Source organism: Streptomyces sp. NPDC059002, assembly GCF_042740435.1.
GTDB lineage: Bacteria > Actinomycetota > Actinomycetes > Streptomycetales > Streptomycetaceae > Streptomyces.
In genome coordinates this window covers 34349-49917 of record NZ_JBHYJI010000014.1, presented here as the reverse complement: position 1 = coordinate 49917, position 15569 = coordinate 34349, and the positions used below count along the sequence as shown (strand labels likewise).

Sequence of the window (15569 nt, the reverse complement as noted above, 5' to 3'; positions counted from 1 at the left end):
GGGATTGGGCCTCGACCAGGTTGACATGGGTGGACATTCACCGCATTTCGATCATGCGGGAGGGCGGTCGGGTGCGGCTCAGGCGCGGGGCGGCAGCGGTGGCCGACGGCGGTCGGGGACGTCCGAGTAGCCCGGTGGCGTCGCCGCGGGCCGCTCGGCGAGGAGGTCGAGCGCGACCCGTACCGCGTCGTCGAGTTGGGCGTGCCGCCCCTCCGCCCAGTCCAGCGGTGTGCGCAGGACGTCGAGGTCGGGGGAGACCCCTTGGTTCTCGACGGACCAGCCGTACACGTCGAACCAGCCCGCGTTCATCGGCACCGTGATCACCGTGCCGTCGCCGAGCGTGTGCCGTCCCGTCATGCCGACGACGCCGCCCCAGGTGCGCTGTCCGACGACGGGGCCGAGTCCGAGGAGTTTGAACGCCGCCGTGATCATGTCGCCGTCCGAGGACGTCGCCTCGTCGGCGAGGGCCACCACGGGGCCGCGGGGCGCGTTCGAGGCGTAGGACACCGGTTGCGCGTTCCGTGTCAGGTCCCAGCCGAGGATCTTGCGGGTGAGCTTCTCCACGACGAGTTCGCTGATGTGGCCGCCCGCGTTGCCGCGTACGTCGACGATCAGGGCGGGGCGGGAGACTTCGAGGCGCAGGTCCCTGTTGAACTGGGCCCAGCCCGATCCGCCCATGTCGGGGATGTGCAGGTAGCCGCACTTGCCGCCGCTCAACTCCCGTACGACGTCCCGGCGTTTGGCCACCCAGTCCTGGTAGCGCAGGGGACGTTCGTTGATGAGGGGGACGATCGCGACGCGCCGCGCGCGGCCTTCGCCCTCCGCGGGCTGGAAGGTGAGCTCGACCGTCGTACCGCCCGCCGCCGCGAGCAGCGGGTACGGTCCCGTCACCGGATCCACCGCGCGGCCGTCGATGTGGGTGAGGACCGCGCCTTCGCGGATGCCCGCACCGGCCAGCGGCGAGCGGGCCTTGGAGTCGGAGGAGTCGCCGGGCAGGATCCGCTTCACCATCCAGCCGTCGTCCCTGCGGACGAGATTGGCGCCGAGCAGGCCCATGGCGCGCTGGTAGTGGGGCGGGCCTTCGTTGCGGCGGGACGCGGAGACGTACGCGTGGGAGGTGCCCAGTTCGCCGAGGACCTCGCGCAGGAGGTCCGCGAACTCGTCGGGGGACGCGACGCGTTCGACGAGCGGGCGGTACTGCGCGAGCACCCCGTCCCAGTCGATGCCGCACATCCCCGGTTCCCAGAAGTAGGCGCGGATGAGGCGGCCCGCCTCGTCGTACGCCTGGCGCCATTCGGCGGCCGGGTCGACCTCGTGCAGGATGCGCCGCAGGTCGATCCAGACGGTCGTGTCGCCGTCGCCCTGCTCGGTGGAGGGCACGGCGCTCAGGTCGCCCTCGTCGACGACCACGAGCCGCGTGCCGTCGCCGCTGAGCGCGAACCAGTCGAGGTGTTCGACGAGTTGGGACTTCTTGGCCTTGGCGATGTTGAAGTATTCGAGGGTGGGGCGGCCCGAGGTGTCGGCGGGGTTGGCGAAGGTCTCGCCGAGCGCGCCGGAGATCGGCCAGCGCAGCCAGACGAGGCCGCCGCCGCTGACGGGGTACAGGGCCGAGTACTTGGACGCGGAGACCGGGAAGGGCGTGACCCGCGCCTCGAGGCCCTCGGCCTCGACCGTCGTCGTGCCGTCGCCCCCGCCGTTGTCGTCGGGGTCGAGGCCGCCCGCCGCGGGGCGTCCGTCGGGGAGCAGGGCGAAGGGGGACGGGGTCGCGGACGACAGGGGTACGAGGTAGGGGCGGCAGCCGAGCGGGAAGGAGAGGTCGCCGGTGTGCACGTCGTAGACGGGGTCGAAGCCGCGCCAGGAGAGGAAGGCGAGGTAGCGGCCGTCGCGGGTGAAGACCGGGTTCTCGTCCTCGAAGCGGCCGTTGGTGACGTCGACGATGGTGCGGTCCTTGATGCGGGCCATCTTGATCTGCCGGAGCGAGCGGCCGATGCCCGGGTGCGACCAGGTCAGCCAGGCGCCGTCGGGCGAGAAGGCGAGGTCGCGGACGGGGCCGTTGATGGAGCGGATCAGTTCGGTGACCTCGCCGTTGGAGTCCTCGGTTGCGTCGATGAGCAGGAGGCGGCCGTCGTTGGAGGCGATGGCGAGGCGTTCGCCGTCGGGGTCGGCGACGAGTTCCTGGACGCGGCCGAGTTCTCCGCTCGCGAGCCTGCGCGGTTCGCGGTCGCCGCTGGCGCGCGGCAGGTAGGCGATCTCGACGGCGTCCTCGCCCTCGGCGTCGGTGACGTAGGCGACCTGGCCGCCGGTGCCGAGCATCTCGGGCAGGCGCACGCGCACGCCGGGTGTGTCGCTGATGGTGCGGGCGGGACCGTCGCGGTGCGTGAGCCAGTACAGGGAGCCGCGTACGACGACGGCGCTGGCCCGGCCCGTGGTGTCCACGGAGAGCGCGTCGACGTGCTGCGCGGCCGGCACCTGGTAGACGCGCCGCCCGGCCCTGGGCCCGCCGAGCCGCACGTCGAGGCGGCGCGGCACGGAGTCCGCGGCGAGGTCGTCGACGAGCCAGATGTCGCCCGCGCACTGGTAGACGACGCGGGTGCCGTCGCTGGACGCGTGCCGGGCGTAGAAGGCGTCGTGGTCGGTGTGGCGGCGCAGGCCGGTGCCGTCGGGCAGGCAGGAGTAGAGGTTGCCGACGCCTTCGTGGTCGGAGAGGAAGGCGATGCGGCCGGAGACGAACATGGGGGAGTCGAGGTGCCCGTCGAGGTCGCCGAGCAGCTGTTCGCCGTGCAGCCAGAGGCGGCCCGTCGCGCCGCCCCGGTACCGCTTCCAGGCGGCGGGTTCGTGCGGCGGCTTTCCGGTGAGGAGCAGTGTCTTGCGTTCGCTGTCGCCGTCGGCGTGGGAGTCGGTGACGGCGATGTCGTAGACCGGGCCCCAGGGGAGTTTGCCGCCGGGGGAGCCGTCGGTGGGGACGTTGTAGGCCCAGCAGAAGTAGGAGAAGGGCTGGCCGTGCGAGGAGACGGCGAGGATGTCGCCGTCGGGGGTCCAGCCGCAGACCCGGGTGTCGGTGGAGCCCCAGTAGGTCAGGCGGCGCGAGGGGCCGCCGCCCACCGGGGCGAGGTGGATCTCCGGGTCGAGGCTGCGCCAGGTCGTGTACGCGATGTGGCGGCCGTCGGGCGAGAAGCGCGGGTGGCTGACCTTGGTCCGGTCGACGGTGAGCCGCCAGGCCCGGTCGGCAGGGGCGCCCTCGGCGGTGAGGGGGGCGACCCAGAGGTCGTCCTCGGCGGCGAAGCAGAGGCGGTCGCCGCTGAGGTGGGGAAAGCGCAGGTAGGCGTGGTCGTCCGGGGCATGGGCGTCCTGGGCATCGTCGCGCGCGTCGGTCACCTCACCATGTTTTTCCGCTCCGGGGGCCTCGGCAACTTGTGGCCGGGTGCGTGACGCAGCACACGTACGAAACGGTTTCGTTTCGCTAAGGAGGGGGATACAGTCGTCGGGTACGAAACCGTTTCGTTCAGGAGCAGGAGGTGCGGTCCATGGCTGAGGTGGCAACGACGCGGCGCAGCAGGATCACGCCCGAGCGCGAGGCCGAGCTGTACGAGGCCGTGCTCGACCTGCTCCGCGAGGTCGGGTACGAGGCGCTCACCATGGACGCCGTCGCGACCCGCACCCGGTCCAGCAAGGCCACCCTCTACCGCCAGTGGGGGAGCAAGCCGGAGCTGATCGCCAAGGCGCTGCGGCACAACAAACCGGCGTCCCTCGACGACATCGACACCGGGTCGCTGCGCGGCGACATCCACGCGACGATGGCGCGCTCGGACGACTGCCAGATGGAGCGGGACGCCGCGCTGATGCGGGGCCTCTTCCACGCCATCCACGGAAATCCCGAACTGCACCAGGCGCTGCGGCAGTTGCTCATCGAGCCGGAGATCAACAGCCTGAACGCGATGCTGCGCAGGGCGGTGGACCGCGGCGAAGTGGCCGCGGACAACCCGGCGTTGGACTACGTCATCCACATGCTGGTCGGCGGTTTCGTCGCCCGCGACCTGATCGAGGACCGCACGGTGGACCGCGCGTTCCTCACCTCCTACGTCGACGCCGTGATCCTCCCCGCTCTCGGCATCTGACCCACTCCCCCCGTTCCTGACGCGACCGCTCACGTCGTCGGGCTGATCACCCCTGCCCATTCGGACACCACGACCTGACCGGGAGTACGCCCCCGTGGCCACATTCCTCTACAAACTCGGCAAACTAGCCTTCCGACGGCGGCACTTCGTCGCCCTGATCTGGGTGGCGCTCCTGACGCTCGCCGGGGTCGGCGCGGCGTCGGCGCCCACCGCCGCGTCCAGTTCCTTCTCGATCCCGGGCACGGAGGCGCAGAAGGCCTTCGACCTGCTGGAGAAGCGCGCCCCCGAGGCCAGTGCCGACGGGGCGAGCGCCCGCGTCGTCTTCAAGGCGCCGGACGGCGAGAAGGTGACGGACCCGGCCAACAAGGCCGAGATCCGCAAGACCGTCGGCGCGCTCAAGTCCGGCTCGGACCAGGTGGCTTCGGCCGCCGACCCGTTCCAGGCCAAGACGGTCAGCAAGGACGGTTCCACGGCGTACGCGTCGGTCTCGTACAAGGTCACCTCGATGGAGCTGACCGACGAGGACCGCGACGCGCTGGAGAAGACCACCGACAAGGCGCGCGAGTCCGGGCTCACGGTCGAGGTCGGCGGCGACGCGCTGCAGGCCATGCCGGAGACCGGGTCCACCGAGATCATCGGCATCGCGGTCGCGGCCGTCGTCCTCGTCATCACCTTCGGCTCGCTGATCGCGGCCGGGCTCCCGCTGCTCACCGCGCTGATCGGCGTGGGCATCGGCGTCTCGTCCATCACGGCGCTCGCCGACGCGCTCGACCTGGGCACCACCACGTCGACGCTCGCGATGATGATCGGCCTCGCGGTCGGCATCGACTACGCGCTCTTCATCGTCTCGCGCTACCGCGGTGAACTCGCCGACGGGCGCGACCGCGAGGAGGCCGCGGGCCGTGCGGTGGGGACCGCGGGCTCGGCGGTCGTCTTCGCCGGACTCACCGTGGTCATCGCCCTCGTCGGCCTCGCCGTGGTCAACATCCCGATGCTGACGAAGATGGGCTTCGCGGCGGCCGGCACGGTCGTCATCGCCGTCCTCATCGCGCTCACGCTCATCCCCGCACTGCTCGGCTACGCGGGCAAGCGGGTCATGCCCATGGGCGAGAAGAGCAGGCTGTTCGGCGGCGGCAAGAAGAAGGCCGCAGGCGCCACCGGCGAGGAGAAGCCCAACATGGGCACCCGCTGGGCCCGCTTCGTGGTCCGCCGTCCGGTCGCCGTGCTGCTCGTCGGCATCGTCGGCCTCGGCGCCGCCGCGATCCCCGTCTCGCAGCTGGAGCTGGGCCTGCCGGACGACGGCTCGCAGCCGACGTCCACGACCCAGCGCAAGGCGTACGACCTGGTCTCCGACGGCTTCGGGCCCGGCTTCAACGGCCCCCTGATGACGGTCGCCGACCTCAAGGGCGCCGACGACCCGAAGGCCGCGGCGCAGCAGATCCAGCAGAAGATCTCCGGCCTCGACGACGTCCTGACCGTGGCCCCGCCCATGCTCAACAAGGCGGGCGACACCGCGATCATCAGCGTCGTGCCGTCCTCCAAGCCCAGCGGCATCGAGACCGAGGACCTGGTCCACTCGATCCGCGACAACGGCGCGCAGATCAAGTCCGACACCGGCGCCGAGATCATGGTCACCGGCACCACGGCCATGAACATCGACGTCTCGCAGAAGCTGAACGACGCCCTGCTGCCCTATCTGGCCCTGGTCGTCGGGCTCGCCTTCCTGCTCCTGATCGTCGTCTTCCGCTCGATCCTGGTCCCGCTCAAGGCGGCCCTCGGCTTCCTGCTCTCGGTCCTCGCGGCCCTCGGCGCGGTCGTCGCGGTCTTCCAGTGGGGCTGGCTCGGCTCGCTCTTCGGCGTCGAGCAGACCGGACCGATCATGTCGATGATGCCGATCTTCATGGTGGGCGTGGTCTTCGGCCTCGCGATGGACTACGAGGTGTTCCTCGTGACCCGCATGCGGGAGGCGTACGTCCACGGGGAGCGCCCCGGCCAGGCGGTCGTCACCGGTTTCCGGCACGGCGCCCGGGTGGTCTCGGCGGCGGCGGTCATCATGATCGCGGTCTTCGCGGGCTTCATCGGCTCCTCGGAGCAGATGGTCAAGATGATCGGCTTCGGCCTCGCGATCGCGGTCTTCTTCGACGCGTTCGTGGTGCGCATGGCGCTGGTGCCCGCGGTGCTCGCCCTGCTCGGCAAGAAGGCGTGGTGGCTGCCGAAGTGGCTGGACCGGGCGCTGCCGAACGTGGATGTCGAGGGCGAGGGACTGCGCACCGCGCAGGAGAAGGGCGCGGACCCGGACCCGGACGCGGAGCGGGAGTTGGTCCGGGTCTGAGGCCGCGGTAGGTCAGCGCGTCACCGCCGTGGCGGTCGCGTGGGTGCGGCGCAGAAAGCGGATCAGGGCCGATGCGTCGAACTGGATGACCGTCACCCCTTCGCGTTCGTGGAACTCCACGACCGTCTGGACCCGGCCGCAGGGCCAGACGTGTACGTCGCCGACGGTGGTCGGCGCCCGCAGGCCCTGTTCGAGGAGCTGACGGGCGAAGGCCCTGTCGTGTGAACCAGGGAGGCCGATCCGCACCGTGTGCGGGTCGGCCTCCGGGTCGTAGCGCAGGACGACGGGGACGGCGCGGTGGCCCTCGGAGGAGTCCGTGACGAGGTGGGCGCGTGCGTACTGCTCGACTGCGGACATCGCGGAACTCCTCATCCGTGCGGGCACTTCACTCACCAATGTCCCATATGTACGGGATTTTGCGGCGGGTGAGCTTTGCCTTATCGGAACCGAAGCGCTCTTGCAAGCCATTTGCAACAAGCCACATCATGGGACGGTCCCCACCGAGCGGCTCGTACGAAACGGTGCACGAGCGATCCGCCCTGTCCAGGGCGTCTGCCCAGGAGCGCGCACATGCATGTCCCCGACGGATTCATCAACGCCCCCGTATCGGCGGCCGCCGGGATCGTCGCCGCGGGAGCCGTCGCCGTCAGCCTCAAGGGCGCGCGGCGCGAACTGGACGAGAAGACCGCGCCGCTCGCCGGGCTCGTCGCGGCCTTCATCTTCGCCGTGCAGATGCTGAACTTCCCCGTCGCGGCAGGAACCAGCGGCCATCTCCTCGGCGGCGCGCTCGCCGCGATCCTCGTCGGCCCCTTCACCGGGGTCCTCTGCGTCTCCGTCGTCCTGCTCATGCAGGGCGTCCTCTTCGCGGACGGCGGCCTGACCGCGCTCGGCGTGAACATCTCCGACATGGCGATCGTCACGACCGTCGTCGCCTACCTGGTCTTCCGCGGCCTGGTGAAGACGCTCCCCAGGAAGCGCCGCTCGATCACCGTCGCCTCCTTCGTCGCGGCCCTGCTCTCCGTGCCCGCCGCAGCGGTCGCCTTCACCCTCATCTACGCCGTGGGCGGCACGACCGACGTCTCCCCCGGCAAGGTCGCGACCGCCATGGTCGGCGTCCATGTGCTCATCGGCATCGGCGAGGCCGCGATCACCGCGCTCACCGTCGGCGCGGTCGTCGCGGTGCGGCCCGACCTGGTGTACGGGGCGCGGGGGCTGACCAAGCCGCTGAAGCTGCGCGTCGGCGGCGATCTTGTGGACGCCCCGGCCGCCGGGCCCGCCCCGGTCGCCGCCCGGTCCACCCGCAAGGTGTGGATCGCGGGCATCGTCACCTCCCTCGTCCTCGCGGGGTTCGTCAGCTTCTACGCCTCCGCCGACCCCGACGGCCTGGAGAAGGTCGCCCACGACAAGGGCATCGACAAGAAGGCCGAGGAGCACGCCTCCGCGGACTCGCCGCTCGCCGACTACGGCGTCAAGGACATCACCGACGCCCGGCTCTCCGGCGGCCTCGCGGGCATCATCGGCGTGGGCGTCACGGTCGTCGCGGGTTCCGCCGTCTTCTGGGCGCTGCGACGTCGTCGTACGAACGACGCGTCCCCCGCCGCCGTACCGGAAACCGAGAGCGCCTGACGTGGGCGCGGGTCACGCCCACCGGCTCTACCGGCACGGCCACTCCCCGGTGCACGCGCTGCCGCCGCACACCAAGCTCGCGGCGGTCTTCTGCTTCGTGGTCGTGGTGGTCTCCACGCCGCGCGAGGCGATGTGGGCCTTCGGGGTGTACGCGGTGCTGCTCGGCGCGGTCGCGCACACGGCCCGCATCCCCGCGGGCTTCCTCCTCAAGCGGCTGCTCATCGAGATCCCGTTCGTGGCGTTCGCGGTGCTCATGCCGTTCGTCGCGCAGGGCGAGCGCGTCGACGTGCTCGGCCTGTCCCTGAGCGTCAACGGCCTCTGGGGCGCCTGGAACGTCCTGGCCAAGGGGACGCTGGGCGTCGCGGCCTCGGTCATCCTCGCCTCGACCACCGAACTGCGCGAACTCCTCCTCGGCCTGCAGCGGTTGAAGCTTCCCCCGCTCCTCGTCCAGATCGCCTCCTTCATGATCCGCTACGGCGATGTGATCACGGACGAGATGCGCCGTATGAAGATCGCCAGGGAGTCGCGCGGCTTCGAGGCGCGGGGCGTGCGGCAGTGGGGCGTGCTCGCCAAGTCCGCGGGCGCGCTCTTCATCCGCTCGTACGAGAGGGGCGAGCGCGTGCACCTGGCCATGGTCAGCCGGGGATACGCCGGGTCGATGCCGGTCATCGACGAGATCACCGCTTCCCGCGCCCAGTGGACGTACGCACTGGCACTCCCGCTCACCGCCCTAGTCGTATGCCTGTTGGGATGGACCCTGTGACCGCCGCCGCATCTCTCGAGGTCTCCGGCCTCGCCTTCGCCTACCCCGACGGGCACCAGGCCCTGTTCGGCGTCGACTTCACCGTCGGCAGGGGCGAGCGCGTCGCCCTGCTCGGTCCGAACGGCGCCGGCAAAACCACGCTCGTCCTGCACCTCAACGGCATCCTGACCGGCGGCGCGGGCACGGTCGCCGTCGCGGGACTGCCCGTCGGCAAGCAGCACATGGCGGAGATCAGGCGCCGGGTCGGCATCGTCTTCCAGGACCCGGACGACCAGCTGTTCATGCCGACGGTGCGCGAGGACGTCGCCTTCGGGCCCGCGGCGGCCGGGATGCGGGGCCCCGATCTTGAGGCGCGGGTCCTGAAGGCGCTGGCGCAGGTCGGCATGGCCGAGTTCGTGGACCGGCCGCCCCACCATCTCTCCTTCGGCCAGCGCAGGCGGGTCGCGGTGGCGACGGTCCTCGCGATGGAGCCGGAGATCCTCGTCCTCGACGAGCCGTCGTCCAACCTCGACCCCGCTTCGCGCCGTGAACTGGCCGACATCCTGCGGTCGTTGGACGTGACGGTCCTGATGGTCACGCACGACCTGCCGTACGCGCTCGAACTCTGCCCCCGCGCCCTGATCCTCAGCGAGGGCGTGATCGCGGCGGACGGCCCGACGGGCGAGCTGCTCGCCGACGAGGACCTGATGGGCGCACATCGCCTCGAACTGCCCTTCGGCTTCGATCCGAAGTCGGTGGCGGCGGGCAGCTAGGGAATCGTCGGCGGGACGTGGCTGTTGGCCTTGTCATGGACGACGTCATGGGTGGAGTGCACGGTACGGCGGCCGCCGGGTTCGAGGCGGTCAGGGACGCCTTCGTGGGCAACTTCGGCGAGCGCGGGGAGCGCGGCGCCGCCCTCGCGGTGTACCGGGACGGGCACAAGGTCGTGGACCTGTGGGGCGGCACGAAGGACGTCGACGGCACCGCGCCCTGGGAGCACGGCACCGCGCAGATCGTCCGCTCGGCGACCAAGGGCGTGGCGGCCGCCGCGCTGCTCCTGCTGCACCAGCGCGGGGAGCTGGACCTGGACGCCCCGGTCGGCGCGTACTGGCCGGAGTTCAAGGCGCGCGGCAAGGAGTCGGCCCTGGTCCGGCACGTGCTCGCGCACCGCGCGGGGGTGCCCGCGCTCGACCGGCCGCTGACCCCCGCCGAGGCGCTCGACCAGGACCTCGCGGCCGCGGTGGTCGCGGCGCAGGCCCCGTTCTGGGAGCCGGGCACGGACCACGGCTACCACGCCCAGACGTACAGCTGGCTCACCGGCGAACTGGTGCGGCGCGTGACGGGCAGGCCCGTCGGCGCATGGATCGCCGACGAGATCGCACGACCGCTCGGCCTCGACCTCTGGGTCGGACTGCCGGACGCGGAGGCGGCGCGGGTGGGCCGGGTGGGCCGCATCGAACCGCCCGCCGCCGAGGGCGGCCTGCGGATGCGGCCCAGGCGGAACGTGGCGGACGCGTACGCGGACCCGCACTCCCTGACCCGCCGCGCCTTCGGGGCGATCGACCCCCTCTCTGACGAGAACGACCCGGCCTACCGCGCGGCCGCCCTGCCCGCGTCCAACGGCATCGCGACGGCGGACTCCCTGGCCCGGTTCTACGCCGCGCTGATCGGTGAAGTCGACGGCGGGGCACGGCTGTTCACGCCGGAGACGGCCGGGGCCGCGCGGGCCGAGGCGTCGGCGGGCCCCGACCGCGTCCTCGTCGTGAACACCCGCTTCGGCCTCGGCTACATGCTCCACGGCGGCGCGTCCCCGCTGCTCGGCCCCGGCTCCTTCGGCCACCCCGGCCGCGGCGGCGCGCTCGGCTTCGCCGACCCGGAGTCGGGGGTGGCCTTCGGGTATGTGACCAACGGGATGAACAAGGGCGTCACCGCGGACCCCCGGGCCCAGGCGCTGGTGCGGGCGGTCCGTTCGGCGCTGTGAGCGCCGCGGCCGTTCACAGCGACCGGCCGAGGCGGGCCAGCGGCGACAGGCCCATCAGGACCGGCGACAGCAGCATCCCGGATGCCGCGACCAGGAGCCCGGTGCGCAGGCCCCACTCCTGCGCGAGGAGGCCGCCGAGCAGCGAGCCGAGCGGGGCGAGACCCATCCCGGCGAACGTGATCGTCGCGGCCACCCGGCCCTGCAGCCCGTCCGGGGTGACGGCCTGCCGCACGGCCATGACCGTGACGTTGACCAGCTGACCGAACGTACCGAAGACGAAGTTGACCGCCAGGAGAGCGGGCACCGTCACCCCGGAGGGGCCGTGCAGCGCGGGTACGCACAGCAGCGCGCCGTCGCCGACCGCCGCCGCGGTCACGAGCACCGGGCCGTGCCCGAACCGGCGCGGGAGCCGGGCGGCGAGCAGTGAGCCGAGCAGCGCGCCGGGGCCCGTCGCCGCCAGCGCGAGGCCGACGGCGGCGCCCGAGAGGTGCAGTGCGCGCGGCAGGAACAGCAGATAGCAGGTCATCGTCGCCGCGAGGAAGAACTGGAAGGCGGCGGAGGCGAGGCCCACGGTACGCAGCGACGCGTCGCCCGCGACGAACCGCACGCCCTCGCGGATCCGCCGCCCCACGGGGGCGGCACGCCGCGCCCGCCCGGGGACCGGCTCGTCGCGCCGCATCCGCCGGATCGACAGGAACGACAGCGCGAAGAACCCCGCACCGGACGCGGCGCCCGCCGCCGCGGACAGGGCGGACACCAGCGCACCGCCGAGTGCGGGCCCGCCGATCTGCGCCGCGGACCTGCTGCCTTCGAGCGCGCTGTTGCCCGGCACGAGCAGGGTGCGGTCCACGAGCCGTACGAGAGACGCCTGGTAGGCCACGTCGAAGAAGACCGAGAGCGCCCCGACGGCGAAGGCGAGTGCGCACAGCGTGGGCAGTCCGGGGCCGCCGAACAGACAGGCCACGGCGGCCCCGCCGAGCGCCAGCGCCCGCCCCGCGTCCGCGACGACCATGACCGTACGGGTCCGCCAACGGTCCACCCACGCGCCGGCCAGGAGCGAGAGCAGCAGGACCGGTGCCTGGCCCACGGCGCGCAGGGCGCCGAGCTGTCCCGCGTCGGCGTCCAGGGTCAGCACGGCGATCAGCGGAAGGACCATCAGGCCGGTGTGCTCGCCGAGTTGGGAGACGGTCTGCCCGGCCCAGAGCCTGCGGAAGTCGCGGTCGCGCCACAGGGAGGGAGCGGACGAAGAGGGAGAGGGAGAGGTCGGCACGGTGATCCCTTGGACGGCCGAGTGCAGGACCCGCCGATCCGCACGCACCCCACGGGCGTGCGCGGATTCGAGGCAGGGGAGGGCTCGCTGTGCCGTGTCTCAGGGACGGCACGCGATGACGGGCCGATGCCGGCCTACGACGTCAACGCGTGCCCGGGCGACCGGGTATGACTCTCAGCTCCTCGTGGACCACTCGGATCACTGGCCGCTCCGACGGTAGCCGCCGCCCCCGCCGGGCGCGAGTCGTATTCCTCTTCCTCACCCCGCGTGCAGCATCAGCCCGATCCCTGCCACCATCAGGCCCGCCGCGAGCAGTCGCGGCGTGCCGAACCTCTCCTTGAAGAAGACCGCTCCGATCGCCGCCCCGACGATGATCGAGGACTCCCGCAGCGCGGAGATCGGCGCCAGGTCCGCCTTCGTCTGGGCCCACAGGACCAGGCCGTACGCGGCGACGGAGAGCGCCGAGCCGAGGAGGCCGACGGCCGCGAACGGGCGGAGTTTCGCGGCCAGTTCGCCCCGCCAGCGGTAGGCGGCGTAGACGGGGACGGCGACGCCCTCCAGGATCATCAGCCAGGCGATGTACCCCATCGAGGAGCCCGAGGCGCGCACGCCGAGGCCGTCGACGACCGTGTACGCGGCGATGGAGACGCCGGTGGCGAGCGCGGCGCCGATGGCCGCCCAGTCGGGGCGGCGCCCCGTGCCTCTGATGCCCCACAGGGCGAGCCCGGTCAGGCCCGCACAGGACACCGCGACGCCGGCCGCCTGCCAGCCGTTGGGGATCTCGCCCGCGAACACGGCGGCGAGGACGGTGACGACCAGCGGCGCCGTGCCGCGCGCGATCGGATAGGCCTGGCCGAAGTCGCCGAGCTTGAACGACTTCATGAGCAGGGCGTAGTAGCCGACGTGGAGGGCGGCCGACAGGATCAGATAGGGCCAGGCGCCCGCCGCGGGGATCGCGACGAAGGGGGCGAGCAGCAGGCCGATCAGCGTGCCGCCGCCGGATATGAGCGTGAAGCCGACCAGTTTGTCCGTGATGTGGTGGGCGATCGCGTTCCAGCTCGCATGGGTGACGGCGGCGAGCAGGACGGCCGCCGCGACCAGCGGGGTCACTTGGCGGTCTCGCGCACGTCCACCAGAGCGCCGCCCGCGTGGGCGACCAGCGTCTTGGGCGCCATCGGGAAGACCGCGTAGGGCGTGCCGGCCGCCGCCCACACCACGTCGTGGTCGAGCAGTGAACGGTCGGCGAGGACACGGGTCTTGGTGGCGTGGCCGAAGGGCGGTACGCCGCCGATCGCGTATCCGGTGGTCGCCCGGACGACGTCCGCCTTGGCGCGGGTGACCTTCTCGGCGCCCAGCTCCCTGCGCACGAGTTCGAGGTCGACGCGGGACGCCCCGTCCATCAGGACCAGGACCGGCACTCCGTCTGCCGCGAAGATCAGTGACTTGCAGATCTGGCTGAGTTCGCAGCCGATGGCCGCGGCGGCCTCCTGCGCGGTGCGGGTCTGCTCGGGGAAGCGGCGGACCTCGGAGACGAGTTCGCCGAGGCCCAGTTCCTGCAGGGCCTCGGCGAAACGGGGGTGGGCGGAGGATTCAGTAGCGCTCATGTCCGGCACGCTAGCGGTCTGTGTACGGGGCACGCGACCGTGTATCCGCATACCGGACACGGGTGTTCACCCCGGGCGTCAGCCCCCGGCGAGCAGCATCGCCCGGACCACGGGCCCTGCCGAGTCGCCGCCGTGCCCGCCCTCCTGCACGACCGCCGCCGCGGCCAGGTCACCGCGGTAGGCGGTGAACCAGCCGTTGGGCTTCTTCTGGCCGTCGACCTCCGCGGAGCCGGTCTTCGCGCCGGTGTCGGAGCCGAGCCCGGACATGGGCCGCACGGCCGTCCCCGCGGTCGCGGTGTAGTGCATCAGGTCGCGCAGCGCCGCGAGCGTCGAGCCCGACATCTTGCGCGACGCGGTCGCGAGCGTGCGGTGGTCGAGGTCGGGCGAGACCAGGTACGGCTGTTTGAACGTGCCGGACTTCACCGTCGCCGAGACCGACGCCATGTTCAGCGGGTTCATCCGCACGCCGCCCTGCCCGATGAGCGAGGCCGCCATCTGGGCGTCGCTCTGCACCGGTACCGCGCCGTCGAAGGACGGGACGCCGATCGACCAGTTGTCGCGGCCGAGGCCGAAGACCTCCTGGGCCTGCTTGGTCAGGGAGTCGTTCTGCAGCTTCTTGGCCTGGCTGATGAAGGCCGTGTTGCAGGAGCGCGCGAAGCTCGCCCGGAACGTGCCGCCCTTGATCTCGAACTTGTCGTCGTTCTGGAACTTCCAGCCGCCGTACGTCTCATACTTGGGGCACGGGTGCTTCTTGTCGACCCCGGCCAGCTTCTTCTCCAGAAGCATCGACGCGCTGACGACCTTCATCGTGGAGCCGGGCGCGATCGAGCCCTGGAACGCCGTGTTGAAGCCGCCGGGGCGGGAGTTGGCGGCGGCCAGGATCTCGCCGGTGCTCGGCTTGACGACGGCGACGGACGCCCGCTGCCGCTTGGCCGTCTCGCGCTCGGCCGCGGCCTGCATCGGGGCGCTGATCGTGGTCTTCAGCGTCCCCGGGGTGCCGGGGGCGAGCGTCAGGAGCGTCTTGTCGGGCGTGGACTTGGCGTCGTCCTTCTTCGCGGCCGCGCCCTTCTTGCCGCTGTCCGCGCGCACGACCCGCAGCTCGACGCCCGCCGTGCCGCCCGCCTTCTTGCCGTACTTCTCGCGCAGCCCGTCGAGCACCGTAGCGAGCGAGGGGTACTTCGCCGCCGTCAGCTCGGCGCCGTCGCGGTCCACCGCCTTGATCGGTGGATCGCCCGCCTCACCGGTGACCAGGCGGTCGCCGTCCTTCAGCTCCGGGTGCAGCACCGAGGGGCGCCAGCCGACCAGCGTCCTGCCGTCGCTCTTCCTGCGGACGACGGTGAGTTCGGAGTCGTAGGCGAGGGGCTTCTTCTTTCCCTCGTACGAGACCGTGGCCGCGGCCTTGAACGGCACGTCGGCGCCCGACCGCCTGCCGGGCGTCAGCTTCACATCGGTGAGGCGGCCCTCCTTGGCGTACGAGGTCAGGGCCTTCCGCGCGGCCGTCCGGTCGTCGGTGAGCGCGGCCGCCCCCGCCGCGTCGCCCTTCGACCAGGCGGCGAGGAACGCCCGCGCGGTGTCGCGCACTTCGGCCGACGTCGGCGGGCCCGCGGCCACCGGCTTCTCGTCGACCGTGGGGCCGTCAGGGCCGGAGCCCGAGCCGCCGGACAGGGCGAAGGCGGTGGCCCCGACGGCGCACACGACGACGGCCGCGGCCCCGCCGAGCACACCCGGGTGCACCTTCACGTTCTTGATTCCGACGCTTCTGCGCTCGACGGCGCGCCTTCGCTTGCCCACAAACCCTCCGCAGTTCCCCAGAACCCCCGGCTCCTCACCGGAAGGCCACCATAGAGGCGCTCGGGGAAGCCCTTGACCACTTCTTCACCTGGCCGGGCGACGCTCCGG

12 protein-coding genes are annotated in these 15569 nt (G+C 72.0%); 6 read left to right on the top strand and 6 right to left on the bottom strand.

All coding sequences use genetic code 11. From position 1 onward, the window contains the following. Nucleotides 1-78 precede the first annotated feature (78 nt). Nucleotides 79-3375 carry a S41 family peptidase gene (locus ACFWZ2_RS15540; protein ID WP_384545772.1) on the bottom strand — a complete coding sequence of 1099 codons (3297 nt, stop codon included), beginning with the start codon at nt 3373-3375 and terminating at the stop codon, nt 79-81. Between the two features lie 149 nt (nt 3376-3524). On the opposite strand from ACFWZ2_RS15540, the gene ACFWZ2_RS15535 reads away from it, so the two are divergent. Then, nucleotides 3525-4115 (top strand): TetR/AcrR family transcriptional regulator, encoded by a 591-nt coding sequence (locus tag ACFWZ2_RS15535; protein WP_384545770.1) that lies wholly within the window; start codon nt 3525-3527, stop codon nt 4113-4115. 94 nt (nt 4116-4209) lie between these two features. Further along, on the top strand, nt 4210-6447 hold the full coding sequence (locus ACFWZ2_RS15530) for an MMPL family transporter (protein ID WP_384545768.1): 2238 nt from the start codon (nt 4210-4212) through the stop codon (nt 6445-6447). A gap of 12 nt (nt 6448-6459) precedes the next feature. Here the strand turns inward: ACFWZ2_RS15530 and ACFWZ2_RS15525 are convergent, their stop codons facing one another. Beyond that, entirely contained in the window at nt 6460-6804 is a 345-nt protein-coding gene (locus ACFWZ2_RS15525; RefSeq protein ID WP_384545766.1) for an SsgA family sporulation/cell division regulator, read from the bottom strand. A gap of 213 nt (nt 6805-7017) precedes the next feature. Between ACFWZ2_RS15525 and ACFWZ2_RS15520 the strand changes: the two genes are divergently transcribed. The 4 genes from ACFWZ2_RS15520 to ACFWZ2_RS15505 are packed head-to-tail and all read left to right on the top strand — an operon-like array spanning nt 7018 to nt 10796. Further along, nucleotides 7018-8073, top strand: a complete 1056-nt coding sequence (locus ACFWZ2_RS15520) for an energy-coupling factor ABC transporter permease (protein WP_384545764.1) — start codon at nt 7018-7020, stop codon at nt 8071-8073. Between the two features lies 1 nt (nt 8074). After that, nucleotides 8075-8836 carry a cobalt ECF transporter T component CbiQ gene (cbiQ, locus tag ACFWZ2_RS15515; protein WP_384545762.1) on the top strand — a complete coding sequence of 254 codons (762 nt, stop codon included), beginning with the start codon at nt 8075-8077 and terminating at the stop codon, nt 8834-8836. Continuing rightward, on the top strand, nt 8824-9588 hold the full coding sequence (locus ACFWZ2_RS15510) for an energy-coupling factor ABC transporter ATP-binding protein (protein ID WP_384545760.1): 765 nt from the start codon (nt 8824-8826) through the stop codon (nt 9586-9588). The genes cbiQ and ACFWZ2_RS15510 overlap by 13 nt, the downstream gene beginning before the upstream one ends. A gap of 47 nt (nt 9589-9635) precedes the next feature. Beyond that, nucleotides 9636-10796 carry a serine hydrolase domain-containing protein gene (locus ACFWZ2_RS15505; protein ID WP_384545758.1) on the top strand — a complete coding sequence of 387 codons (1161 nt, stop codon included), beginning with the start codon at nt 9636-9638 and terminating at the stop codon, nt 10794-10796. 13 nt (nt 10797-10809) lie between these two features. Here the strand turns inward: ACFWZ2_RS15505 and ACFWZ2_RS15500 are convergent, their stop codons facing one another. The 4 genes from ACFWZ2_RS15500 to ACFWZ2_RS15485 all read right to left on the bottom strand — a co-directional run bounded on the left by ACFWZ2_RS15500 (nt 10810) and on the right by ACFWZ2_RS15485 (nt 15461). Further along, the gene (locus tag ACFWZ2_RS15500; protein WP_384545756.1) at nt 10810-12066 is read right to left on the bottom strand and encodes an MFS transporter; all 1257 of its coding nucleotides are present in this window, start codon (nt 12064-12066) and stop codon (nt 10810-10812) included. A gap of 258 nt (nt 12067-12324) precedes the next feature. Beyond that, the gene (locus ACFWZ2_RS15495) at nt 12325-13176 is read right to left on the bottom strand and encodes an EamA family transporter (protein WP_384545754.1); all 852 of its coding nucleotides are present in this window, start codon (nt 13174-13176) and stop codon (nt 12325-12327) included. After that, on the bottom strand, nt 13173-13670 hold the full coding sequence (locus tag ACFWZ2_RS15490) for a YbaK/EbsC family protein (protein ID WP_384545752.1): 498 nt from the start codon (nt 13668-13670) through the stop codon (nt 13173-13175). Before ACFWZ2_RS15490 ends, ACFWZ2_RS15495 begins: the two co-directional genes overlap by 4 nt. A 78-nt stretch (nt 13671-13748) precedes the next feature. Then, nucleotides 13749-15461, bottom strand: coding sequence for a penicillin-binding transpeptidase domain-containing protein (locus ACFWZ2_RS15485; protein ID WP_384545750.1), 1713 nt, complete (start codon nt 15459-15461; stop codon nt 13749-13751). Nucleotides 15462-15569: the final 108 nt, after the last annotated feature.

What these genes read in the sequence shown, in the direction of transcription:
- ACFWZ2_RS15505 (WP_384545758.1), top strand. Translation starts at nt 9,636, where the DNA reads ATGGGTGGAGTGCACGGTACGGCGGCCGCCGGGTTCGAGGCGGTCAGG.
- ACFWZ2_RS15520 (WP_384545764.1), top strand. Translation starts at nt 7,018, where the DNA reads ATGCATGTCCCCGACGGATTCATCAACGCCCCCGTATCGGCGGCCGCC.
- ACFWZ2_RS15535 (WP_384545770.1), top strand. Translation starts at nt 3,525, where the DNA reads ATGGCTGAGGTGGCAACGACGCGGCGCAGCAGGATCACGCCCGAGCGC.
- ACFWZ2_RS15510 (WP_384545760.1), top strand. Translation starts at nt 8,824, where the DNA reads ATGGACCCTGTGACCGCCGCCGCATCTCTCGAGGTCTCCGGCCTCGCC.
- ACFWZ2_RS15490 (WP_384545752.1), bottom strand. Translation starts at nt 13,670, where the DNA reads ATGAGCGCTACTGAATCCTCCGCCCACCCCCGTTTCGCCGAGGCCCTG.
- ACFWZ2_RS15525 (WP_384545766.1), bottom strand. Translation starts at nt 6,804, where the DNA reads ATGTCCGCAGTCGAGCAGTACGCACGCGCCCACCTCGTCACGGACTCC.